Genomic DNA, 17,623 nt, shown 5'->3' with positions numbered 1-17,623 from the left:
TGGAAAAATCAAGAAAAATCAACTTTCTTACACGAGTCCATCAGCTCACCAAGGTAAAGTAATGCATCAGGCGTGTCTGCATCATAGAAGACTTCTTTTTCAAATGAGATTTGTTCTCCTACATAAGCTGGGTTTCGAATGATCGATCTAGCTCCTGTATCCCCTTCGAGCTTAGAAATTACAGAATAGACCTTGCTCGATAGAAGCAGCGGCGGTTTAACTACATCCCCATCTTTCGCTGAGACATAGTGAAGTTCAGGTGATAATGAGAATACAGATAGCAGAGCATTGATATGTTCGGTCTGAACCAGCGGCTGATCCGCTAATAAAATCAGAACACAGTCCGCACCCCTATCTACCGCTTCATTCCATCCGCAGCGAAGAGAATGGCTCATTCCAAGCTTTGAATCCGTACATCTAGTAATGATTAGCCTGTCATTCGGCGGGTTTACGAGCCAGCGAAGCGGATCGTCTGCTCTGACGACCAAGATCACCAAATCAAGATTAGAATGGAGTGCCGCATTAACCGCATAGGAGCCGAGGGGAGCACCGCTCAGCGCAAGATTTATTTTATCCTTACCCATGCGCCGACTTTGGCCCGCCGCGAGCACAATTCCTGCTGTCCGCATCGCTGTACGCCCCCTTCGCATAATCATGAACTGCTGTTTTATTACGTTTAACAGCAATGAGTTCAGCGGCAATCGCAACCGCTATTTCTTCGGGACCTTCCGATCCTATGGTAAGTCCAACAGGTGTATGCAAATGAGGGAATGGAGGAAGTCCTTCAAGAAGTCTCGAAGTCCGTGTTCGGGAACCTAAAATACCTAGGTATCGGTAAGAGGAATGTTGTAATTGTTCGAGTAATGCTCGTTCCTTGGGGAATTGATGACTCATGAGGAGAAGATAATCCTGCTCCCTAACCTGAAAAGCACGTAAGATTTCCTCAGGAAAACCAACAAGAAGTGCTACATTTGGAAATCTTTTCTTTGTACATAAGGCTTCCCGCCAATCCGCTACTGTGACACGAAATCCTGTGCTCGCCGCAAGTTTAACGAGGGTAATCGAATCATCACCTGCCCCTATAATGAGAAGTCTTGGTTTAGGGTGATAAGTATGAATGTATAATCCTTCGATTCGATCGTCTTTGGTACTAACCGAATTTCCGCTTTTCTCAATACAGTGGTGAACCTCCTGTTTCTGCGCGTTCCACTTGCGGCGGATGGTAACGGAATGCCCTTGATCCAAATATAGTTTCATCTGAGTTAACTTCCATTTCAAATCTCCTACTATAGGCTCCAGCAAAATATGAAGCAACCCGCCGCAGCCGATATTTTCACCCCAAGATAAATCATCTTCAGGTCTCATATCGTAAAGGATGAGCTGAGGTTTGCCAGACCGTCTCACATCTTCCGCCCGCAAAGCCAGATCCGTTTCAATACAGCCCGGGCTAAGACTTCCGATCATGCTGCCATCTTTCGTGAAGAGCATGGAAACTCCTTGCTTACGATATGCATGACCTTCTACATATACAGCCGTAGCCAAAACGAGTTGGCTCCCTTCCATCAAAGCTGCTTCGCAAATATCATGCATCTCCATTCGAGTTTCCTCCTTTCTCTTCTCAGCTTTCAACCTGACATAGATAACCAATGTAGAAATACGAGACGTAAACGATGCCCATACGATAGATAAAAGAAGGTTTTCCAACCTTTTAGGAAACTTCGTTTATTCGGTTCACCATTCTTGCAATACTGCGATCCGCCTCTCTCAGTACGATGGAACGATCAATCGTTCGCATTACCCGCTGATCTAACACCAGTTCCCCATCAATAATGACAGTATCCACATTGCTTCTTGTTGCCGAATAGACAACCCGAGAATAAACATCCACATCGTAAGATGGATAGGTATGAAAATCATCCAGATCCAGCAGAATCACATCTGCTTTCTTGCCTGCTTCAAGACTTCCGATCTCCTTCGCCATACCGAGTACCTCCGCACCGCCCATCGTCGCCATTCGAAGTACCGTCCTGGCATCCATAGCCGTTGGTCCGTGCGGTATTTTATGCATGAGAGCGGTGAGTCTCATTTCCTGAAACATATCCAGATTGTTGTTACAAGATGCGCCATCGGCACCAATGCCGACATGAATTTGCCGGTTGAGCAAATCTGGTATTTCCGCGATTCCCGAGGATAACTTCATATTTGAACCTGGGCAGTGTGTCACTTTTACACCGCGCAGACGAATAATCTCTTTTTCTTCTTCACTAAGCCATACACAGTGGGCAAGAATCAGCCTCGGCGTAGCCAGACCAATGTGATCCAGATAAACCACATTACGCATACCGCGCTCATTCTCGACAAGCTCGATCTCTCCTCGATTCTCCGAAGCATGAGTGTGTACTTTCACATGATATTGTGCTGACAAATCCCGCACTTCTGTAAGCAGCTGTTCTGTACAGGAAACAACAAACCTAGGACAGAAAGCGTACTGAATTCTTCCACCGCCAAAACCATTCCATTTTTCAAGTAAATCAACACTTTGCTGAATGGAATCTGACGTAGTTTCCTGTAAAGGAAGCGGCACCTCATCTCCATGATCCATCATGACCTTCCCAGAAACCACACGCATACCACTTTGAGCCATTGCCTGAAAAGCAGCGTCCGTGTAATGAACCGTCTCCATATCGAGAATGGTCGTTGTACCGCTCGCGATCAGTTCTCCGAGCCCCAGAAGCGCAGAGTAATATACAGATTCCTCATCATGAGCTGCTTCAAGAGGCCAGATCCGCTTACGCAGCCAATCCATGAGTTCCAGATCATCTGCACGTCCCCGAAAAAGAGTCTGGCATAAGTGAATATGCGTCTGAATGAATCCAGGAAGCAGCGCTTTGCCTTTGCCATCAATAACCCGATCAGCAGCTACCTCGATGTTCTTCCCTATTTCTTTTATCTTGTTCCCCTCAATGAGTAAATCGCCTATAAACACATCTTCATTCCCATTCATCGTCACGATCTGTGCACCTTTAATTAATAGTGTACTCATCTTTTAGGAACCTCCCCAGACTGCAAACTTACCCGTATAGAAGTCACCAACCAATAGCTGCGCCGTCCCCACGAGGATCCGCCGCTCCGCTAAGTAATCCGTTCGGACCTATGAGAATCCCTTGCGCTTGCCCCATCAAGTCATCCCATTCGCTAAGCGGAATTACTTCATGACCCATGGCCTGTAGCCCTTCTATAACCTCTATTCCGAATCGCTGCTCGAGTTTCAGTTCATCTCCTTCCACATCCCAGGTTCGCCCATATACCCAGCGAGGAAGTGAAATTGCTTCTTGAATCGTATAGCCATAGTCCAGCACAGCGGTCAGAATGGACAACTGCGTCTGAGGCTGCCCTTCCCCGCCCTGCGTACCCAGGAGCAGATAAGGTTTCCCATCTTTTAGTACCATGCCTGGCATCAACGTGTGAAAGGTTCGTTTGCGCGGTTCGAGTACGTTTGGGGAACCTGGATCAAGTGAAAAAAAAGAGCCCCTATTTTGAAGGATAATCCCCGTGTTTTCAGGGACATAAGCGGAACCGAAATCATAATATAGGCTTTGAATAAAAGAAACGGCATTCCCTTCTGTATCTACGACAGCCGCATAAGCGGTGTCCTGACCCATCGCTTGGGATAGGAAGTGCTGTGCTTTTTCAGGAGAGTCAGTAATCTCCTCCCACAACTGTTTCGCATAGGGTTTAGATAACAATTCACCGATTGGAATTTCACGAAATTCAGGGTCAGTCAAGTAACGATCTCGGTCCCGAAATGATTTTTTAATCACTTCTGTCATGAGGTGATAATACGGAGCAGATAGACGATTTATAGAAGCTACATTTGTATTTTCCAGCATATTCAGCATCATGAGCACAGAGTATCCTTGAGAATTCGGGGGCATTTGGTATACTTCATACTCACGATAATCAACCTTTAACGGAGTGACCCATTCTCCTGTATGATTTTCGAAATCTTCTTTTTGCAGAAATCCTCCATCTTGAATAACGGCGTTTGTTATGGCATCTGCTAGGATTCCTTTGTAAAAGGCTTCCTTTCCACCGCTCTGCAAGATTCGCAGGGAATTTGCCAGATCAAGCTGAATAAAGAGTTCCCCTTCAGCAAGCAGCTTTCCATCTCGGATATAGACGCTGGATAATCCTTTATCCGCCCGAATATACGCTTCATCCCGAAGCATCCAGGTATGCACATTACGAGAGATCGGGCACCCTTTTTCCGCATACTGAATGGCTGAATCAAATAACTTCTCCCAAGGCAGGCATCCATATTTCTGCGATATTTCCCACCAGGCATCTACCATACCCGGCACGGTCACTGCACTTAGGACACCTCTCCTTGGGATCGAAGTCATGTTCATTTGCTCAAACAACTCTCTTGTAAGCGAAGCAGGTGAGCGCCCTGTTCCGTTATATCCGGAAAGCTCGCTTGACTTGGCATCATACATTAGAAAAAAAGCATCCCCTCCAGGTCCTGTCATATGAGGGTACACAACACCTAGTGTAATACTGACCGCTATAGAAGCATCATAGGCATTTCCGCCTTGCGCTAAGATCCTTGCACCCGCACTTGTAGCTAAATAGTGGGGGGAAGTGATCATCACTTCCGTTCCGATTGGCATTTGATTCAGCATGATACTTCCTCCTTGCAGCTTTCCGCATATACCAAAAGCGCTGCTTGCACCGCTTCCCCGGCAGGAAGTTTATACCCTTCGTGAATAAGTACCGCTTCTAGCGCACCTAGCACGTGCAGTACATTTTTACGACTGCAGCTGTATCCCATTGTTCCAATTCTCCAGATCTTCCCTTTCAGCGGTCCAAAGGAACTGGCGATTTCAATCCCAAAATCATGAAGCAGTTTATTTCGTACAAGCTCTCCATCAATCCCGTCCGGGATATTTATACACGTCACACAAGGAAGTTTACTGTCTTCATTTCCATATAACGAAAGACCCATTCCTTTGATTCCCTGTACAAGCGCCTTTCCATTCAGCTCATGTCTTGCGAAGCGGGCTTCAAGCCCTTCTTGAAGTAAAATACGCAGCCCTTCATGCAGACCGTATAGCATAGAGGTTGCTTCTGTATGATGGTTCAGTCTAGCTGAACTCCAGTAATCCTGAATCTGACTTAGATCAAAATAATTACTTCGGATGGGTACTAAAGACGGCTCATTATCCAAACTTGCCGGATCTCGTAGTCCACGTTCAATCCGTTTTCGAGATTGAAGCTTTGTTTCAATCCGCTCATTATAAGTAATCGGCGCCATGCCAGATGGAACGGAGATGCATTTTTGAGTTCCGCCTATCACCGCATCAATATTCCAATCATCCGTCTTGACAGGTACACCGCCAATCGTAGCGACCGCATCAACCACAAACAGAATATCCAGTTGCCTGCACATCTTGCCAATCTCAGCTAGTGGCTGCATCTGACCTGTAGACGTTTCCCCGTGTACCAAGGCAACAATATCCGGCTTATGAGTATGAATCGCTTCGATCACGATCTGCGGATCAAAAACACTTCCCCACTCCGTTTCCATAAATACAACCTCCGCACCGGAGCGCTGAGCGATTTCAACAAGCAAATGTCCGAACCTTCCGAAAATAGGTACCAGCACTTTATCACCAGGCTGGATAATACTGACGAGAACGGCTTCAATCCCGGATCTAGAAGTTCCATCTACAGGGAAGCTCCACTCATTAGAGGTTTGAAATACATCTCTGAGCATCTCCATTGTTTCGTTCATCAGCATCGTAAATTCAGGATCAAACTGTCCTAATATAGGAAATGACATGGCCCGCAGCACACGTGGATCAACTTCCACCGGCCCGGGTGTCATGATCGTTCGAAGTGATGGGTTTAGCTCTTTATATTTATTCATCTGTCTTCCCCCTGTAGCCATATTGGTACAGCATTTCTACAAGCAATCTGAACCCTTGATTGATCTCTTCCACTGAGGTGAATTCCTCTGGATGATGACTGAGACCGTTCTGACTAGGTACAAATATCATTGCCGCCTTGCATACCTCCGCAAAAATCTGTGCATCATGTCCTGCGCCGCTCGGCATTTTACGGTATGAGAAATCAAGTGCTTCACAAGCATTCTGAATCCGTTCTATCCATCGTTCATCCATAGCCACAGGATCTACCGACAAATGCTCCTGCCACTGCGCATGCAATTGATTTCGCACCGCCGATTCGGAAATGATCAGAAGCGCCTCCTGTATAAAACGATCCATGATCCCTTTGTCCGTGTGCCGGATATCCAAAGTGAATACCACTTTTCCAGGAACGACATTAACCGCCCCCGGCAGGAGCTCCATCGTACCGACAGTAGCTACCAGCGGGTCACCATAAGAAAGCGCAAGCTCATGGATTCGAACGATCATCTCGGTTGCACCGATAAGCGCATCTTTTCGGTAATGCATAGGGGTTGTTCCGGCATGATTGGCTTCACCTTCGATCATTACATCAAAACGTTTCTGTCCAACAATATCGGTGACGATGCCGATGGATGTCCCCGTTCTCTCAAGCACAGCCCCCTGTTCAATATGAAGTTCCAGATATCCATCCGGCTCGAAGGGTCTCACGGGGTAAGATGAATTCGGTCCGAATCCACAGATTTCAGCCGCTTCGAGCATACGGATTCCTTCCGCATCCTTCAGGTTACCTGCAGCACCCCAATCATTTGTTCCCGTGACACTTCTCGAACCCCAGAAAGCAAACGGAAATCGACTTCCTTCTTCCTCGCATAAGGACACCGCTGCAAGTGATCGAACCGGAGGCCCGTATACTTTATTCAGATACAGAAGGGCAATCATTCCCGCTGCAACACCGAGTGCACCATCGAACTTGCCTCCCGAAATCACGGTATCGATATGCGACCCTGTAAACAGCGGTTTATGGCGACCGTTCTCGTCTGTACCTTCGAGCAGTGCGTATAAATTCCCGGATTGATCAAAGGAAGTAATAAGGCCTTTTTCCTGCATAACATGTTGAAGATGCTGCTGCGCCTTCAGCCAGGAAGAGGAATACAAGAGCCTAGTCATTCCACCTTCCTCGGCTTTTCCGATATTCGAAAGTTCCTCCAGTAATTCATGAAGGAGCTGACAAGAAGCGGCAAATGCTGCTTCTCTGTCTGCTTCGGTACTTTTAATGAGGGAAGGTTCAGACATAAACATCCCCCTCCTCCGCGGCCACTTTTGACGGCACGGAAGGAATAAATCGGCCCTGTCTTTGATTGGTCAATCCGTGCAGGTCGTCATAAATTTGAATCCCCCTGCTAAAAGTCGCCTTGATCTTGCATGAGAATGTACGATCTATATAGGGTGATATCGGATGCCGGTACCTGATTTCTTTCTGTGTAAGTGTATACGATTCGTTCAAACTTACAATTGCAAAATCAGCATCTTTACCTAGCGCGATCTCTCCTTTACATGAACCCAGTCCAAAGCGTCTAGCCGGTCCTGCTGCGAGTAAAGAAGCGAGCAGCGGAAGAGGTGTATTCCGCTTCAAGTAAGCTTCTTCAAGCATCAGCAGTAACGTACTCTGCGCTCCTGCAATCCCGCCCCACACCTGAAAGAAATTATCCGTATCTTTCATGGAGGGAGGGCACGGGGAATGGTCGGATGCGATCATATCAATACTGCCAGACAGGAGTGTCTCCCATAATAGATTCTGTTCCTGCTTACTACGAAGAGGAGGCGCACATTTATAAACGGCACCCTTGCTTACCACATCCTCCTCTGTCAGCACCAAGTAATGAGGACAAGTCTCTACCGTAACATCCAGACCGCTGCGCTTTGCTTCTGTAATAAGCTCTACAGACCTAGCCGTGCTGATATGAACAAAATGAAGTCTGCATCCTGTTTCTTTGGCGTACATGAGCGCGCGAGTTACCGCTTCTGCTTCCGCTTCCGGTGGCCGGGAAGCCAAATAATCTTCTGCCCCTACTCTTCCTTTGGAGATTCGCGCAAAGGCAAGTGCATCTGTCATTTCATTACTCTCGGCATGAAGGGCAAGCACCCCGCCAAGACTCGCAATCACAGACATCCCGCGAATCAGTGCCTTATCATCCGTTCGAGTGAAAATCTCATCTCCTTCTCCGCCAGGTTCAGACATAAATGCTTTAAATCCTGCTGCACCTGCGCGGGCGAGAAAACTTAGCTCTGAATCATTTGTAGGCACAAGCCCACCCCACAAAGCATAATCCACATAACTTTTTCCGTTAGCAGCTGACAGCTTACATTCCCAGCCGTGCCTCGTGGTCGTCGGTGGAACACCATTCAGCGGCATATCAATATATGTAGTTATTCCGCCTGCAGCAAGTGCGGCAGAACCGGTCTCAAATCCTTCCCACTCCGCTAATCCGGGTTCATTAAAATGAACATGTGCATCGACCACACCCGGAAATACAAGCTGATCTTCAGCAGAGTATAGGATAGCAGCTTCATCTGCATCTAACTCAGGAGCGATCGCAGTAATAACTCCATCCTGGATGCCGATGTCCACTTTTTCCACACCATGGGGTAAAACAACACGGCCACCTTGGATGATGACATCAAATTTTTTCGGCATCAGGAGCCCTCCTTCTACAATAAGATGACCTGCATACTTGCTATTACGTTCCCCGGTACGTACTATATCCCCCCGGTGCAACAAGTAAGGGAACATGGTAATGCTCATTAATGCTCGTGATCTTACATCGGAGCGGAATTACATCCCAGATGGTATGTATTCCACTTTCCAATAGAAAAGTCTCAAAGTACGCTCTGGCATGAAAACGAAGTTCATACACCCCTTCGCTCAGCTCATCTTCGAGAAAAGGAGGATCCAAGCGTCCATCTGCATTTGTGAAACGGGTAGCAAGCAGAACAATCTGCTCTACTCCCTGCTTTTCCAGAACCTTGTAAAGTTCTACCTTCATATCACTTCCCGGTATCCCTCGGCTCGTATCCAGCACATGCGTCGTGAGTTTTCCGCCCATCCTAGACCCTGCCTGCTTGCTGTGCTTCATTTCGCTGTGCTGCTGTAAGATCTTTCCTTGTCATGGAGAAACCTTGAAAACCATAGGGTGGACGCGGTTCTGTAAAAACAGATCCCGGACCTTCTGATACTGTTTCGACAATCGTTTCCCAGGTACGATTATTGGATTCAAAAGATACCTCTGCCAGCTGGCTGAAGTTTTGAAGCATTCGTAGTCCGATGTGGTAGATGAGAGACTGAATGGAAGGAGAATTATTTTCGTGGAATATGGTAGCTGCAATATCACGTATTTGTTCTGCATCGATATAATTACCGCGGGTGTCATCAAGGGCGTCTTCTATTTCTGTGTATTTCCAATGAATGTTCAAAAAGATGAACAATGGCCGGTCAGAGGTCTCCGGAAGTGTCGTATATTCATCCCTTACAAAACCGGAAAAGCTGCTGCCTTTCACTTTAATCAGTCTAAGATTCGATACACCACTTTGATGCTCTGCCACATTTATGCTATCCCCTTCCCGTTCAAGGACATATGCAGCACTCGCACTTTCGTTGTGTGAATACTTAAATACAAGATCACTTGCAGCGATTCCACTCTTATTTCCGACCTCAATCTCTTCAAAAGGAACCTGCTCTGCCGACATTCGCACCCCTGTCATTTGCGGGTAGGTTTCAAGGAAAGCACGGCTTGCATATTCTAGAAAACCTTCCACCGTAGCTCCTTTATAATCAGCAGCATGACGTAAAATGAAATTTTTCATAGAGTCTGTTGCCACAACTAGAGAATTATCTCCTTCTGTAAAAGAAGTAATGAATCGCTCTCCTTTGACAGCTACCTTGATATTCATCCCGAACAGAACATTTCCTCTCCCGCTAAAAGAAGATTCAGGAATCACCTTCACACCCGTCAGCGGTTTGGCATAGGAACGAAACACCCATACATCCCCTTTTCCGTAGTACATCGTTCTCTCTTTAGGCGCTTCGTAAGTCATTCATACCCTCTCCTCTGTCATGTTTTGTTCCATCCAAGACGTAAGACGATACCAACTAATCAAATAAACCTCTTCCAGTGCGGTTTGGAATTCCTCTTCCGGAGTATGCTCTAATCGTTCCTTCAAGGCTTTCCCGATTTCTTCGGGGGTTTTACCCTTCACCGCAATGATAAAAGGAAATCCAAACTTTCCTTTATACCTGTCGTTGTCTCTCGAAAGTTCTTGTTGCTCTGCAGCAGGCAGCGTACCTAGTCCCGCTCCTTTTTGTTCATTTACAGAATGTTCACTCATCGTTAGACGCGATCCAAGATCCGGGTGATGACAAAGCAGTGTCATTTTCTTTTCGTTATCTGATTGTTCCACCACTTTGATCATGAACGCATGCATTAGTTCCAAAGAATCATAAGGCCGTTTGTGGTAAGCTGCTTCAGCAATCCATGATGAATGTTCAAAAAGATCACCAAATGAAGCGATATACCTTTCTTTAGTGAAATAATTTATGTCTTCTAATGTTAGATTCAGTGAATTCCACCTCCAAATCCGCTTTTATATTTACATTTTATGTTATATGGATTTGTGTTTTCAATATATCGTCTACACATTTGTCATATAAACTAACATGTAAGATTTGTTTTGTGTTTTGTGCACGTATCCTATTTTGTGAAGTGTGGTTTAGGGATGGATTCATTCGTTTCATGAGCCTGTAAGTAGTTCCGAAAGGTAAATACAAGTTTGAGTTTGAGAAGATCATTCGATTTTTTGAGGTCCATTTGCAGGAGAGTACTGATTTTATCCATACGGTAAGTGATTGTGTTACGGTGTACAAACAATTGTTTTGCTGCTTCATTAATAAGTCCGTCATTTTCGATAAATGCTTCAAGCGTATTCATTAAAATTTGACTTGGATCTCCGCCCTCCATCTGTAAAGGCTCAAGTACTTTATTGCAGTAATTTTCCATCACAGATTCAGGGACATGACTAAAAAGATAAGCGAATTCAAGCGTTTCAAACTGAAGGGCAACTTCTTTCATTTCAAAGCGAGCAGCAAGCGCGCGGGTATCCAGGCATTCTTGATAAGCTTCACGAAGTGACTTAGGTTCATATTTCATTTTACTGATCCAAAATCTTGGCATGGAACCGCCTGCCGTTTTACCAGGCTCAATCATATCTTCAAACCGACTGAGAAGAAAACGAGACAATTCTTCGCCATAATCTTTTCCGGCAGGACATGTATATATTGAGAGAATGCCTCCGTCTATTTTGATATGTGAAGAGTTTGTCAGCTGCATCATCGGGTTATATTGCAGTTCTCGATGAATCTGCTTCAGAAGTTTCCCATCAGCAAATATCCCGGGTTCCACCGTTGTCAGCACACATTGATAATTCCCTTGAAACAGCTGTATTCCATATCCTTCTGAACGTCTCACGAGTTCATCCCCGTTTATCTTCCGTTCCAGATACTGTTTCATCACAAGGCACATTTCATCTTGCTGGGTTGGATTCATATGTTCCCGGTATGTCATATCCATATCATAAGCAAGAACTTCCGCTGCTTGCTGAAATAGCTCTTCTTCCTCTTTTAGAGCGTAAGCCCCATCTGTATATATAAGTAAAAATCCGAAATCTTCATCTTTTTGCGTGATAGGTACACGATAGCAACTACCATGATCCCATTTCACTCTCTGAAACATCGGTTTGTATGGCCAGCCCTGCTGTACATTGAGCTCCTTCGTCTCTTCACTCGCAAATAATAAATGCCCCCTCGAACCGATCACAGCAATGGGGCGACCTATAATACTTACCAATTTAGCAAACACATCTTTTTTATGATCCTGATTAAGGGCGAATTGCATTAGCTTTTTCTGTCTCTCCACCACAGTTTGCAGTGTTTTTGTATTCCGTTCATATTCAGCCTTAAACAAGGCGTTCATTTGGTCAGAAAACGTAAATTGAAAAGGTAATTCGATCAAGGGGAGTCCGAGGTGATTGGCTTCTTCCACAATTTGATTTGGTATGTGCTCCCAGAATCTGCCGAGCTTTATACCGAGGCCCGCGCATCCTCGTTCATGTAACTTTCGAAGGAGCATGACTGCATTATCTTCACTGTCTTTCATAACAAAGGCGGTCGTAAATAACAGTTCGCCGGATTTAATCCATTCCGCAATATCGGGAGCGTCCATCACATTAACTGATTTAATAATTCTCGTGGTCCCCTGTGCTCCGGCGACCAATTTAGCTCCAGAGAGAGGATAGATACTCAAGGCTTCATTAACAGTAAGCTGCATTCAAGACACCCTTTCTATACCTAACATCTAATGTAAATTTATCTCCTGATTTGTTAATTATTATAACGTCTACAGCGACATATGGAATAGAGAAGTCGGATGTTTATTTGCATTTATGTTCTACTGCTCATTTTTGATGCTGTACATGACTCCTACGCTTTTAAACACAAAAAACACGATTTATCGCTTTTATGCGAAAAGTTGTGTCTCAGACATTAAATCTAATTGAATACAAAAAGCCCCTCGCAGTAAGGGACGAGGAGCTGCAATACCAACTGTGGCTTGCTCATATAACTAGATTAGATTAATCAAGTATTTTGGTCATTATAAGATCTATTTGTTCTTCATCCCCCATATAGAAAGAATGAGCTCCTGTTTGAACAAACCCCATTTTTTTATAGAAGGAAATGGCGTTCTCATTTTTTTCCCAAACGCCTAACCAGATTTTATCTTTGTTCTGTTCTCTTGCGATTTCGATCGCTTTATTTATGAGGAATTTACCTAGCCCCTGTTTATGGAATTTTCTTCTCACATAAATTCTTTCAACTTCAAGTGAATCATGTCCCATCGTTTCAGATTGAGCGTCATTCGTGTTTAACTTTAAATATCCAACGATATCCTCATTCAAATAAAGAAAATAGAATTCCGAAAATTCATTTACTAATTCTTCTTCTATTTGTTTCAAATTAAATGCTCTATCTAAATAGGTTTTCATATTTTCTGGAGAATTTTGATCCTCAAATGTATCTTTAAATGTTTCCACACTTATTTCCCGAAGTATATCTAGATCTTCAATCGTACATTTTCTTGTGTTTGTCGTTGTCATTGTATTTCCCTCCTGCCAATCTGTTAATACTCTCTCTTGTTGCCTTTTTTAACGAACTCCCAGTCTTTTTCTACATTTTTTCTGACCTTCTGCAGCAGATTATAAATCGTCTCTATTTCATTTTCAGAAAATCCAGATAGTGCAACCTTATTGGAATAATCGTTTTCTCTGATGATAAAAGGGTATATATTTTTCCCTTTCTTCGTGGGAAATAGCTTTTTGATTTTTTTGTTCTGATCATCTTCTTTCTTTTCGATAAAGCCATTGATTTCTAGTTTCTTAATAGCTCGTGAAGCTGTTGTTCGATCTACTTTTATCATCTCAGCTAGTTTTTCTTGAATGATTCCTGGGTTTTCACATATTCGTACAAGGTACAAATATTGACCTTTTGTAAGGTCATACTCTTTAAATTCTATATTACTTATGGAATCTAAAGCCCTCGCGATCATTCCTATTTCACGAAGAATTTCCTTCATATTTAGCTCCTTAGTTTATATTTTATTGTATTTGCAACAAAAATAAATATATATTAATTTAACCTAACTTTGTTGCATTTGCAACATAAATAAGAATGCAAATGAGAAAAAGAATATATTTTTAATCCCTGTCTGGCTGTGCCTGGTGTTTATTGAATTCGCTTCATTCGCAGCCTCATGATATCTGTCAGCAAACGCAAAAAAAACTGACCCAAAATCCGGTCAGTTTTGTTCAAGTATTCACTTATTTGTTTTAACTATTAAACATGCACGTCGATGCTCCAGGAGTCACTTCAAACTTAGCACACGAGTTTTCAGCTTTGAGCGTAACTCCTATCCGAAATTGGTAATTGTATTAGAGAACCAGATCGTTTTTAGTCACTACATTCTGCTTCCTTATTTACTCCGTTTTGGTGAATTCCTTACTTGGCTTAGACGTTCTCCATATTTAAAGATAAGAATTCCTCCTATAATCACGAGAACTCCAATCAATTTATTCATCGTAAATTCAATCTTCTCTAGTCCAAAAAAACCAAGCGAATCCCATAATAGCGCAAAACTAAGCTGAGAGGTGAGCACAATAGATGTCGAAAACGTAGGTCCGAGTAACTTGATGCCCTGCATTAAACTAAATACCACACCTACCCCGATCGCTCCGCTGATCCAGTACCATCCCTTCATATTCTCCAAATGATATCCACCAGTTCCTTCAACCAGTAGACTTATCGCAAGAGAAGCGATTGCTCCAAGTCCAAGCACTATGGTCGTTGTTAGCCAGGAGCCTGTATACTCACCCATTCTACTGTTAAAAACAACCTGCATCGCTACAAACGAGCCTGCTATCAAAGCTATAATAATACCTAGTGTCATATAATAACGGGTCCTTTCAAAGTCTAATTACATTACAACTTAAGAATAATAACTCCAATAATCATCATCGCGATACCAAACAGCTGCGGAATGGTAATTTTCCGCTTGATTACTCCAAACCAACCATTGATATCTATTAGATAAGTGAGACTAAGCTGGGCAATTAATAAGGCAGATATGGTGAGGGTTACCCCGATTTTTTGGATCGCAGTCACTTCACTGAAAATAATGATTGCTCCCATCAGGCCACCCGTTATGTATAAAGGTTTCACCTTTTTGATCGCACCGAAATCTCTTTCACGCACAAGCAGCATAATGATTAATGCAATCACAAACCCGGTAGTTTGTGTAATCGCAGCAGCCTGCCAGGTCCCCATATCTTCACTAATTTGAGTGTTCGCTATCCCTTGCAGTGTAATACATGCCCCACCCAAAATGGCAAATAAAATCCCTTTCAATTTTCGTTCTCCCTTCTGTCCAAAAAATCTTGCAGCATTTCTAATCATACAGGCTTCCTAGGAAAAAAGGCAACCACACCACAAAAGGACCAGAAACCTAAAAAGGTTCCTGGTCTATTTTTAATGTACAGAGTTAGATCTCTACACTTTAATTGCTTTTATTCATGGTTATGCTTTAGGAGCAATCATTTTCGATGGATCAACATACTCTGCGAACTGTTCTTCCGTCAAAAGCCCAGAAGCAAGTGCCGCTTCTTTAAGTGTTAAACCATTCTTATGTGCATGTTTTGCAATCTTCGCTGCATTCTCATAACCAATATGCGGATTGAGCGCCGTAACTAGCATGAGGGAATTATCCAAGTTCTGTTTAATTGCCTCTCTATTCGGCTCAATACCAACAGCACATTTGTCATTAAAGGCACGAATGGAATCTGCAAGCAGCTGCACCGATTGTAAGAAATTATAGATAATAACCGGTTTAAACACATTCAGTTCAAAGTTACCTTGGCTGGCCGCAAAACCAATGGAAGCATCATTTCCCATCACCTGTGCAACGACCATCGTGAGGGCTTCACTCTGTGTAGGATTTACCTTTCCTGGCATAATGGAGCTTCCCGGCTCGTTCTCTGGAATTGAAATTTCTCCGAGACCACTGCGAGGTCCACTTGCCAGCCAGCGTACGTCATTTGCAATCTTCATCAGATCGGCAGCGAGTGCTTTGACAGCACCATGGGTATAGACCACTTCATCATGACTTGTCAGGGCATGGAACTTATTCACAGCAGAAGTAAAGTTTTTGCCTGTTGCTTTACTAATCTCTTCTGCTGTCATCTCGCCAAACTTAGGATGAGCATTAATTCCCGTTCCTACTGCAGTTCCTCCGATAGCAAGCTCTTTCATCGACTCCACACTAGCTGCAATCATGCGCTCGCTTTTGGCAAGCATGGCTTCCCAGCCGCTGATCTCCTGGCCGAGTGTAATCGGAGTTGCATCTTGCAGATGAGTACGACCTATTTTAATGATATCCATAAATTCTTCTGATTTCTGATGGAGTGTTCCTTTTAGCAATTGGATAGCCGGCAGCAGTTCATCTTCCACCGCAATAACACCTGCTACATGAAGTGCTGTAGGGAATGTATCATTAGAACTCTGTGACATATTCACATGATCATTCGGATGAAGGCGTTCTTCCTTGCCTTGTTCAGCAAGCCACTGATTACCGAGATTCGCAATCACTTCGTTTGTGTTCATATTAGACTGCGTACCGCTTCCGGTCTGCCATACAACAAGCGGGAAATGATCATCTACTCGTCCAGACAAAATTTCATCGGCTGCATAAACAATGGCTGCTGCTTTATCCTCTGAGAGCTTGCCAAGCTGAAGATTGCTTTTAGCAGCGCTCTTTTTAAGTATCGCAAACGCACGAATGACTTCAAGCGGCATTTTTTCCTGACCTATTGGAAAATTCTCTTTACTGCGCTGTGTTTGCGCACCCCATAAACGATCAGCGGGAACCTTCATCTCACCTAGCGTATCTTTCTCAATACGGAAATCCATTTGCAATTCCTCCTTCACCGAATCTTATGGGTTCATAAGTTATTTTTATGAAGAAAAGCTTGATTAGCCAATCATCTTTGCTGCCCGGCTAACTATAGTGATCTGTTTACCACATACAGCCGGCTGGATTGTTCAAAGACTAAGCCTGGTTCTAGTGCAATAAGTCCGATTTCCTCGTTTGATTTTCCTGTTACATTCGGTGCATTGACGAGATTCATCTGCGGTTCTGGGCAGAAAAATTGATTACTCGCATTGTTGTTCCAGATCATCCAGTGCTTGTATGAAGTACCTACGTCATAAACAAGGGTATCTCCTGTTTTTGTGTTCGTAAGTTCCATGTAGTTACGTCCATTCTGAGGCTCAGATGTATAGTGATTATCCATCGCTTCAAAATAAGGATTCACTCCTTCTGTCTTTAAGAGTTCTTCCTCATTAGATAAAGGCTGAATGTTGCCTGTTGGCAAACTTCGACCATTTAGCTCATAACGCTGACCAATCGTCGCTTTGACTTTGTAGTCAGCAGCTTCGCTTGTCTCATCAAATGGCGCCTTAATTGCCGTGTGAAAAGCTAGTAAATTAGGCATGGACTCCTTACCTTCATTTATAATGGTAACTTGCTGCTGAAGTCCTAGCTCGCTGAGTGTATAACGAAGACGGATTGTATATTCAAATGGGAGATATTTATAAAATTCATGTCCTTCTCGTACAATCTGTTCGACAACAACATAGCTCTCCTGCTCATTTGTACCAAAACTTACGACCTGCCATGGTATGTAGTGCATAAATCCATGCAGATGATTGCCTGTTGCTTCTTCATTAATTGGCAGTTGATATACCTTACCATTCCAAGGAAACTTACCATCCTCGAATCGATTCGGTGGAAATAGTACAGGAATTCCATATACTCCTGGATTCTCTTTTAATTCCTCTGCGTGATCTTCACCCGGTTCTCTCAGATAGCTATGACCTCGCTCTACATCACGAAAAGAAACTAGATTTCCCCCGATTTCCGGGATCATCTTAGCTTCATAAGGGCCTGACTTCAAAATAATAGCAGTATAACTTCCGTAAGTTCCTTCATATGCCTTATTTGTTTCTTGTACCATCGTTTCTTACGCCTCCTATATGT

At 43.8% G+C, this 17,623-nt stretch carries 17 protein-coding genes; all 17 read right to left on the bottom strand.

The window, feature by feature from the left end; translation table 11 throughout:
* Positions 1–8: 8 nt before the first annotated feature.
* Positions 9–629, bottom strand: a complete 621-nt coding sequence (locus PV403_RS06535; protein ID WP_332083930.1) for a nucleotidyltransferase family protein — start codon at positions 627–629, stop codon at positions 9–11.
* Complete coding sequence (locus PV403_RS06530; protein ID WP_332083929.1) at positions 577–1,596, bottom strand: XdhC family protein; 1,020 nt, start codon at positions 1,594–1,596, stop codon at positions 577–579. Before PV403_RS06530 ends, PV403_RS06535 begins: the two co-directional genes overlap by 53 nt.
* A gap of 112 nt (positions 1,597–1,708) precedes the next feature.
* Positions 1,709–3,043 carry a 5'-deoxyadenosine deaminase gene (locus PV403_RS06525; protein WP_332083928.1) on the bottom strand — a complete coding sequence of 445 codons (1,335 nt, stop codon included), beginning with the start codon at positions 3,041–3,043 and terminating at the stop codon, positions 1,709–1,711.
* A gap of 43 nt (positions 3,044–3,086) precedes the next feature.
* Positions 3,087–4,682, bottom strand: coding sequence for a gamma-glutamyltransferase (gene ggt, locus PV403_RS06520; RefSeq protein ID WP_332083927.1), 1,596 nt, complete (start codon positions 4,680–4,682; stop codon positions 3,087–3,089).
* Positions 4,676–5,929 (bottom strand): pyridoxal-phosphate-dependent aminotransferase family protein, encoded by a 1,254-nt coding sequence (locus tag PV403_RS06515; protein ID WP_332083926.1) that lies wholly within the window; start codon positions 5,927–5,929, stop codon positions 4,676–4,678. The genes ggt and PV403_RS06515 overlap by 7 nt, the downstream gene beginning before the upstream one ends.
* Entirely contained in the window at positions 5,922–7,223 is a 1,302-nt protein-coding gene (locus tag PV403_RS06510) for a M20 family metallo-hydrolase (protein ID WP_332083925.1), read from the bottom strand. Before PV403_RS06510 ends, PV403_RS06515 begins: the two co-directional genes overlap by 8 nt.
* Positions 7,216–8,625 (bottom strand): allantoinase AllB, encoded by a 1,410-nt coding sequence (allB, locus tag PV403_RS06505; RefSeq protein WP_332083924.1) that lies wholly within the window; start codon positions 8,623–8,625, stop codon positions 7,216–7,218. Before allB ends, PV403_RS06510 begins: the two co-directional genes overlap by 8 nt.
* 43 nt (positions 8,626–8,668) lie before the next feature.
* Positions 8,669–9,034: a hydroxyisourate hydrolase gene (uraH, locus tag PV403_RS06500; protein ID WP_332083923.1), complete on the bottom strand. Its 366-nt coding sequence runs from the start codon at positions 9,032–9,034 to the stop codon at positions 8,669–8,671.
* Position 9,035: 1 nt separating this feature from the next.
* Complete coding sequence (pucL, locus tag PV403_RS06495) at positions 9,036–10,022, bottom strand: factor-independent urate hydroxylase (protein ID WP_332083922.1); 987 nt, start codon at positions 10,020–10,022, stop codon at positions 9,036–9,038.
* Positions 10,023–10,523, bottom strand: a complete 501-nt coding sequence (gene uraD / locus PV403_RS06490; protein WP_332084282.1) for a 2-oxo-4-hydroxy-4-carboxy-5-ureidoimidazoline decarboxylase — start codon at positions 10,521–10,523, stop codon at positions 10,023–10,025.
* Positions 10,524–10,675: 152 nt separating this feature from the next.
* Positions 10,676–12,307, bottom strand: coding sequence for a PucR family transcriptional regulator (locus PV403_RS06485; protein WP_332083921.1), 1,632 nt, complete (start codon positions 12,305–12,307; stop codon positions 10,676–10,678).
* A gap of 304 nt (positions 12,308–12,611) precedes the next feature.
* Positions 12,612–13,133, bottom strand: a complete 522-nt coding sequence (locus PV403_RS06480) for a GNAT family N-acetyltransferase (protein WP_332083920.1) — start codon at positions 13,131–13,133, stop codon at positions 12,612–12,614.
* Between the two features lie 23 nt (positions 13,134–13,156).
* Positions 13,157–13,609 (bottom strand): MarR family winged helix-turn-helix transcriptional regulator, encoded by a 453-nt coding sequence (locus tag PV403_RS06475; RefSeq protein WP_332083919.1) that lies wholly within the window; start codon positions 13,607–13,609, stop codon positions 13,157–13,159.
* A 396-nt stretch (positions 13,610–14,005) separates the two neighbouring features.
* Positions 14,006–14,479, bottom strand: coding sequence for a DMT family transporter (locus PV403_RS06470; protein ID WP_213531266.1), 474 nt, complete (start codon positions 14,477–14,479; stop codon positions 14,006–14,008).
* 32 nt (positions 14,480–14,511) lie between these two features.
* A complete protein-coding gene (locus tag PV403_RS06465) occupies positions 14,512–14,937 on the bottom strand; it encodes a DMT family transporter (protein ID WP_213531772.1) in 426 nt (141 codons plus the stop codon).
* Positions 14,938–15,105: 168 nt separating this feature from the next.
* Complete coding sequence (gene fumC, locus PV403_RS06460) at positions 15,106–16,494, bottom strand: class II fumarate hydratase (protein WP_213531264.1); 1,389 nt, start codon at positions 16,492–16,494, stop codon at positions 15,106–15,108.
* Positions 16,495–16,586: 92 nt separating this feature from the next.
* On the bottom strand, positions 16,587–17,600 hold the full coding sequence (locus tag PV403_RS06455; RefSeq protein ID WP_332083918.1) for an aldose 1-epimerase: 1,014 nt from the start codon (positions 17,598–17,600) through the stop codon (positions 16,587–16,589).
* Between the last annotated feature and the right edge of the window lie 23 nt (positions 17,601–17,623).

Source organism: Paenibacillus sp. GYB006 (assembly GCF_036577645.1).
Classification (GTDB): domain Bacteria; phylum Bacillota; class Bacilli; order Paenibacillales; family Paenibacillaceae; genus Paenibacillus.
Note: the sequence above shows the minus strand (reverse complement) of the source record. Positions and strands in the feature narration are given on the sequence as shown.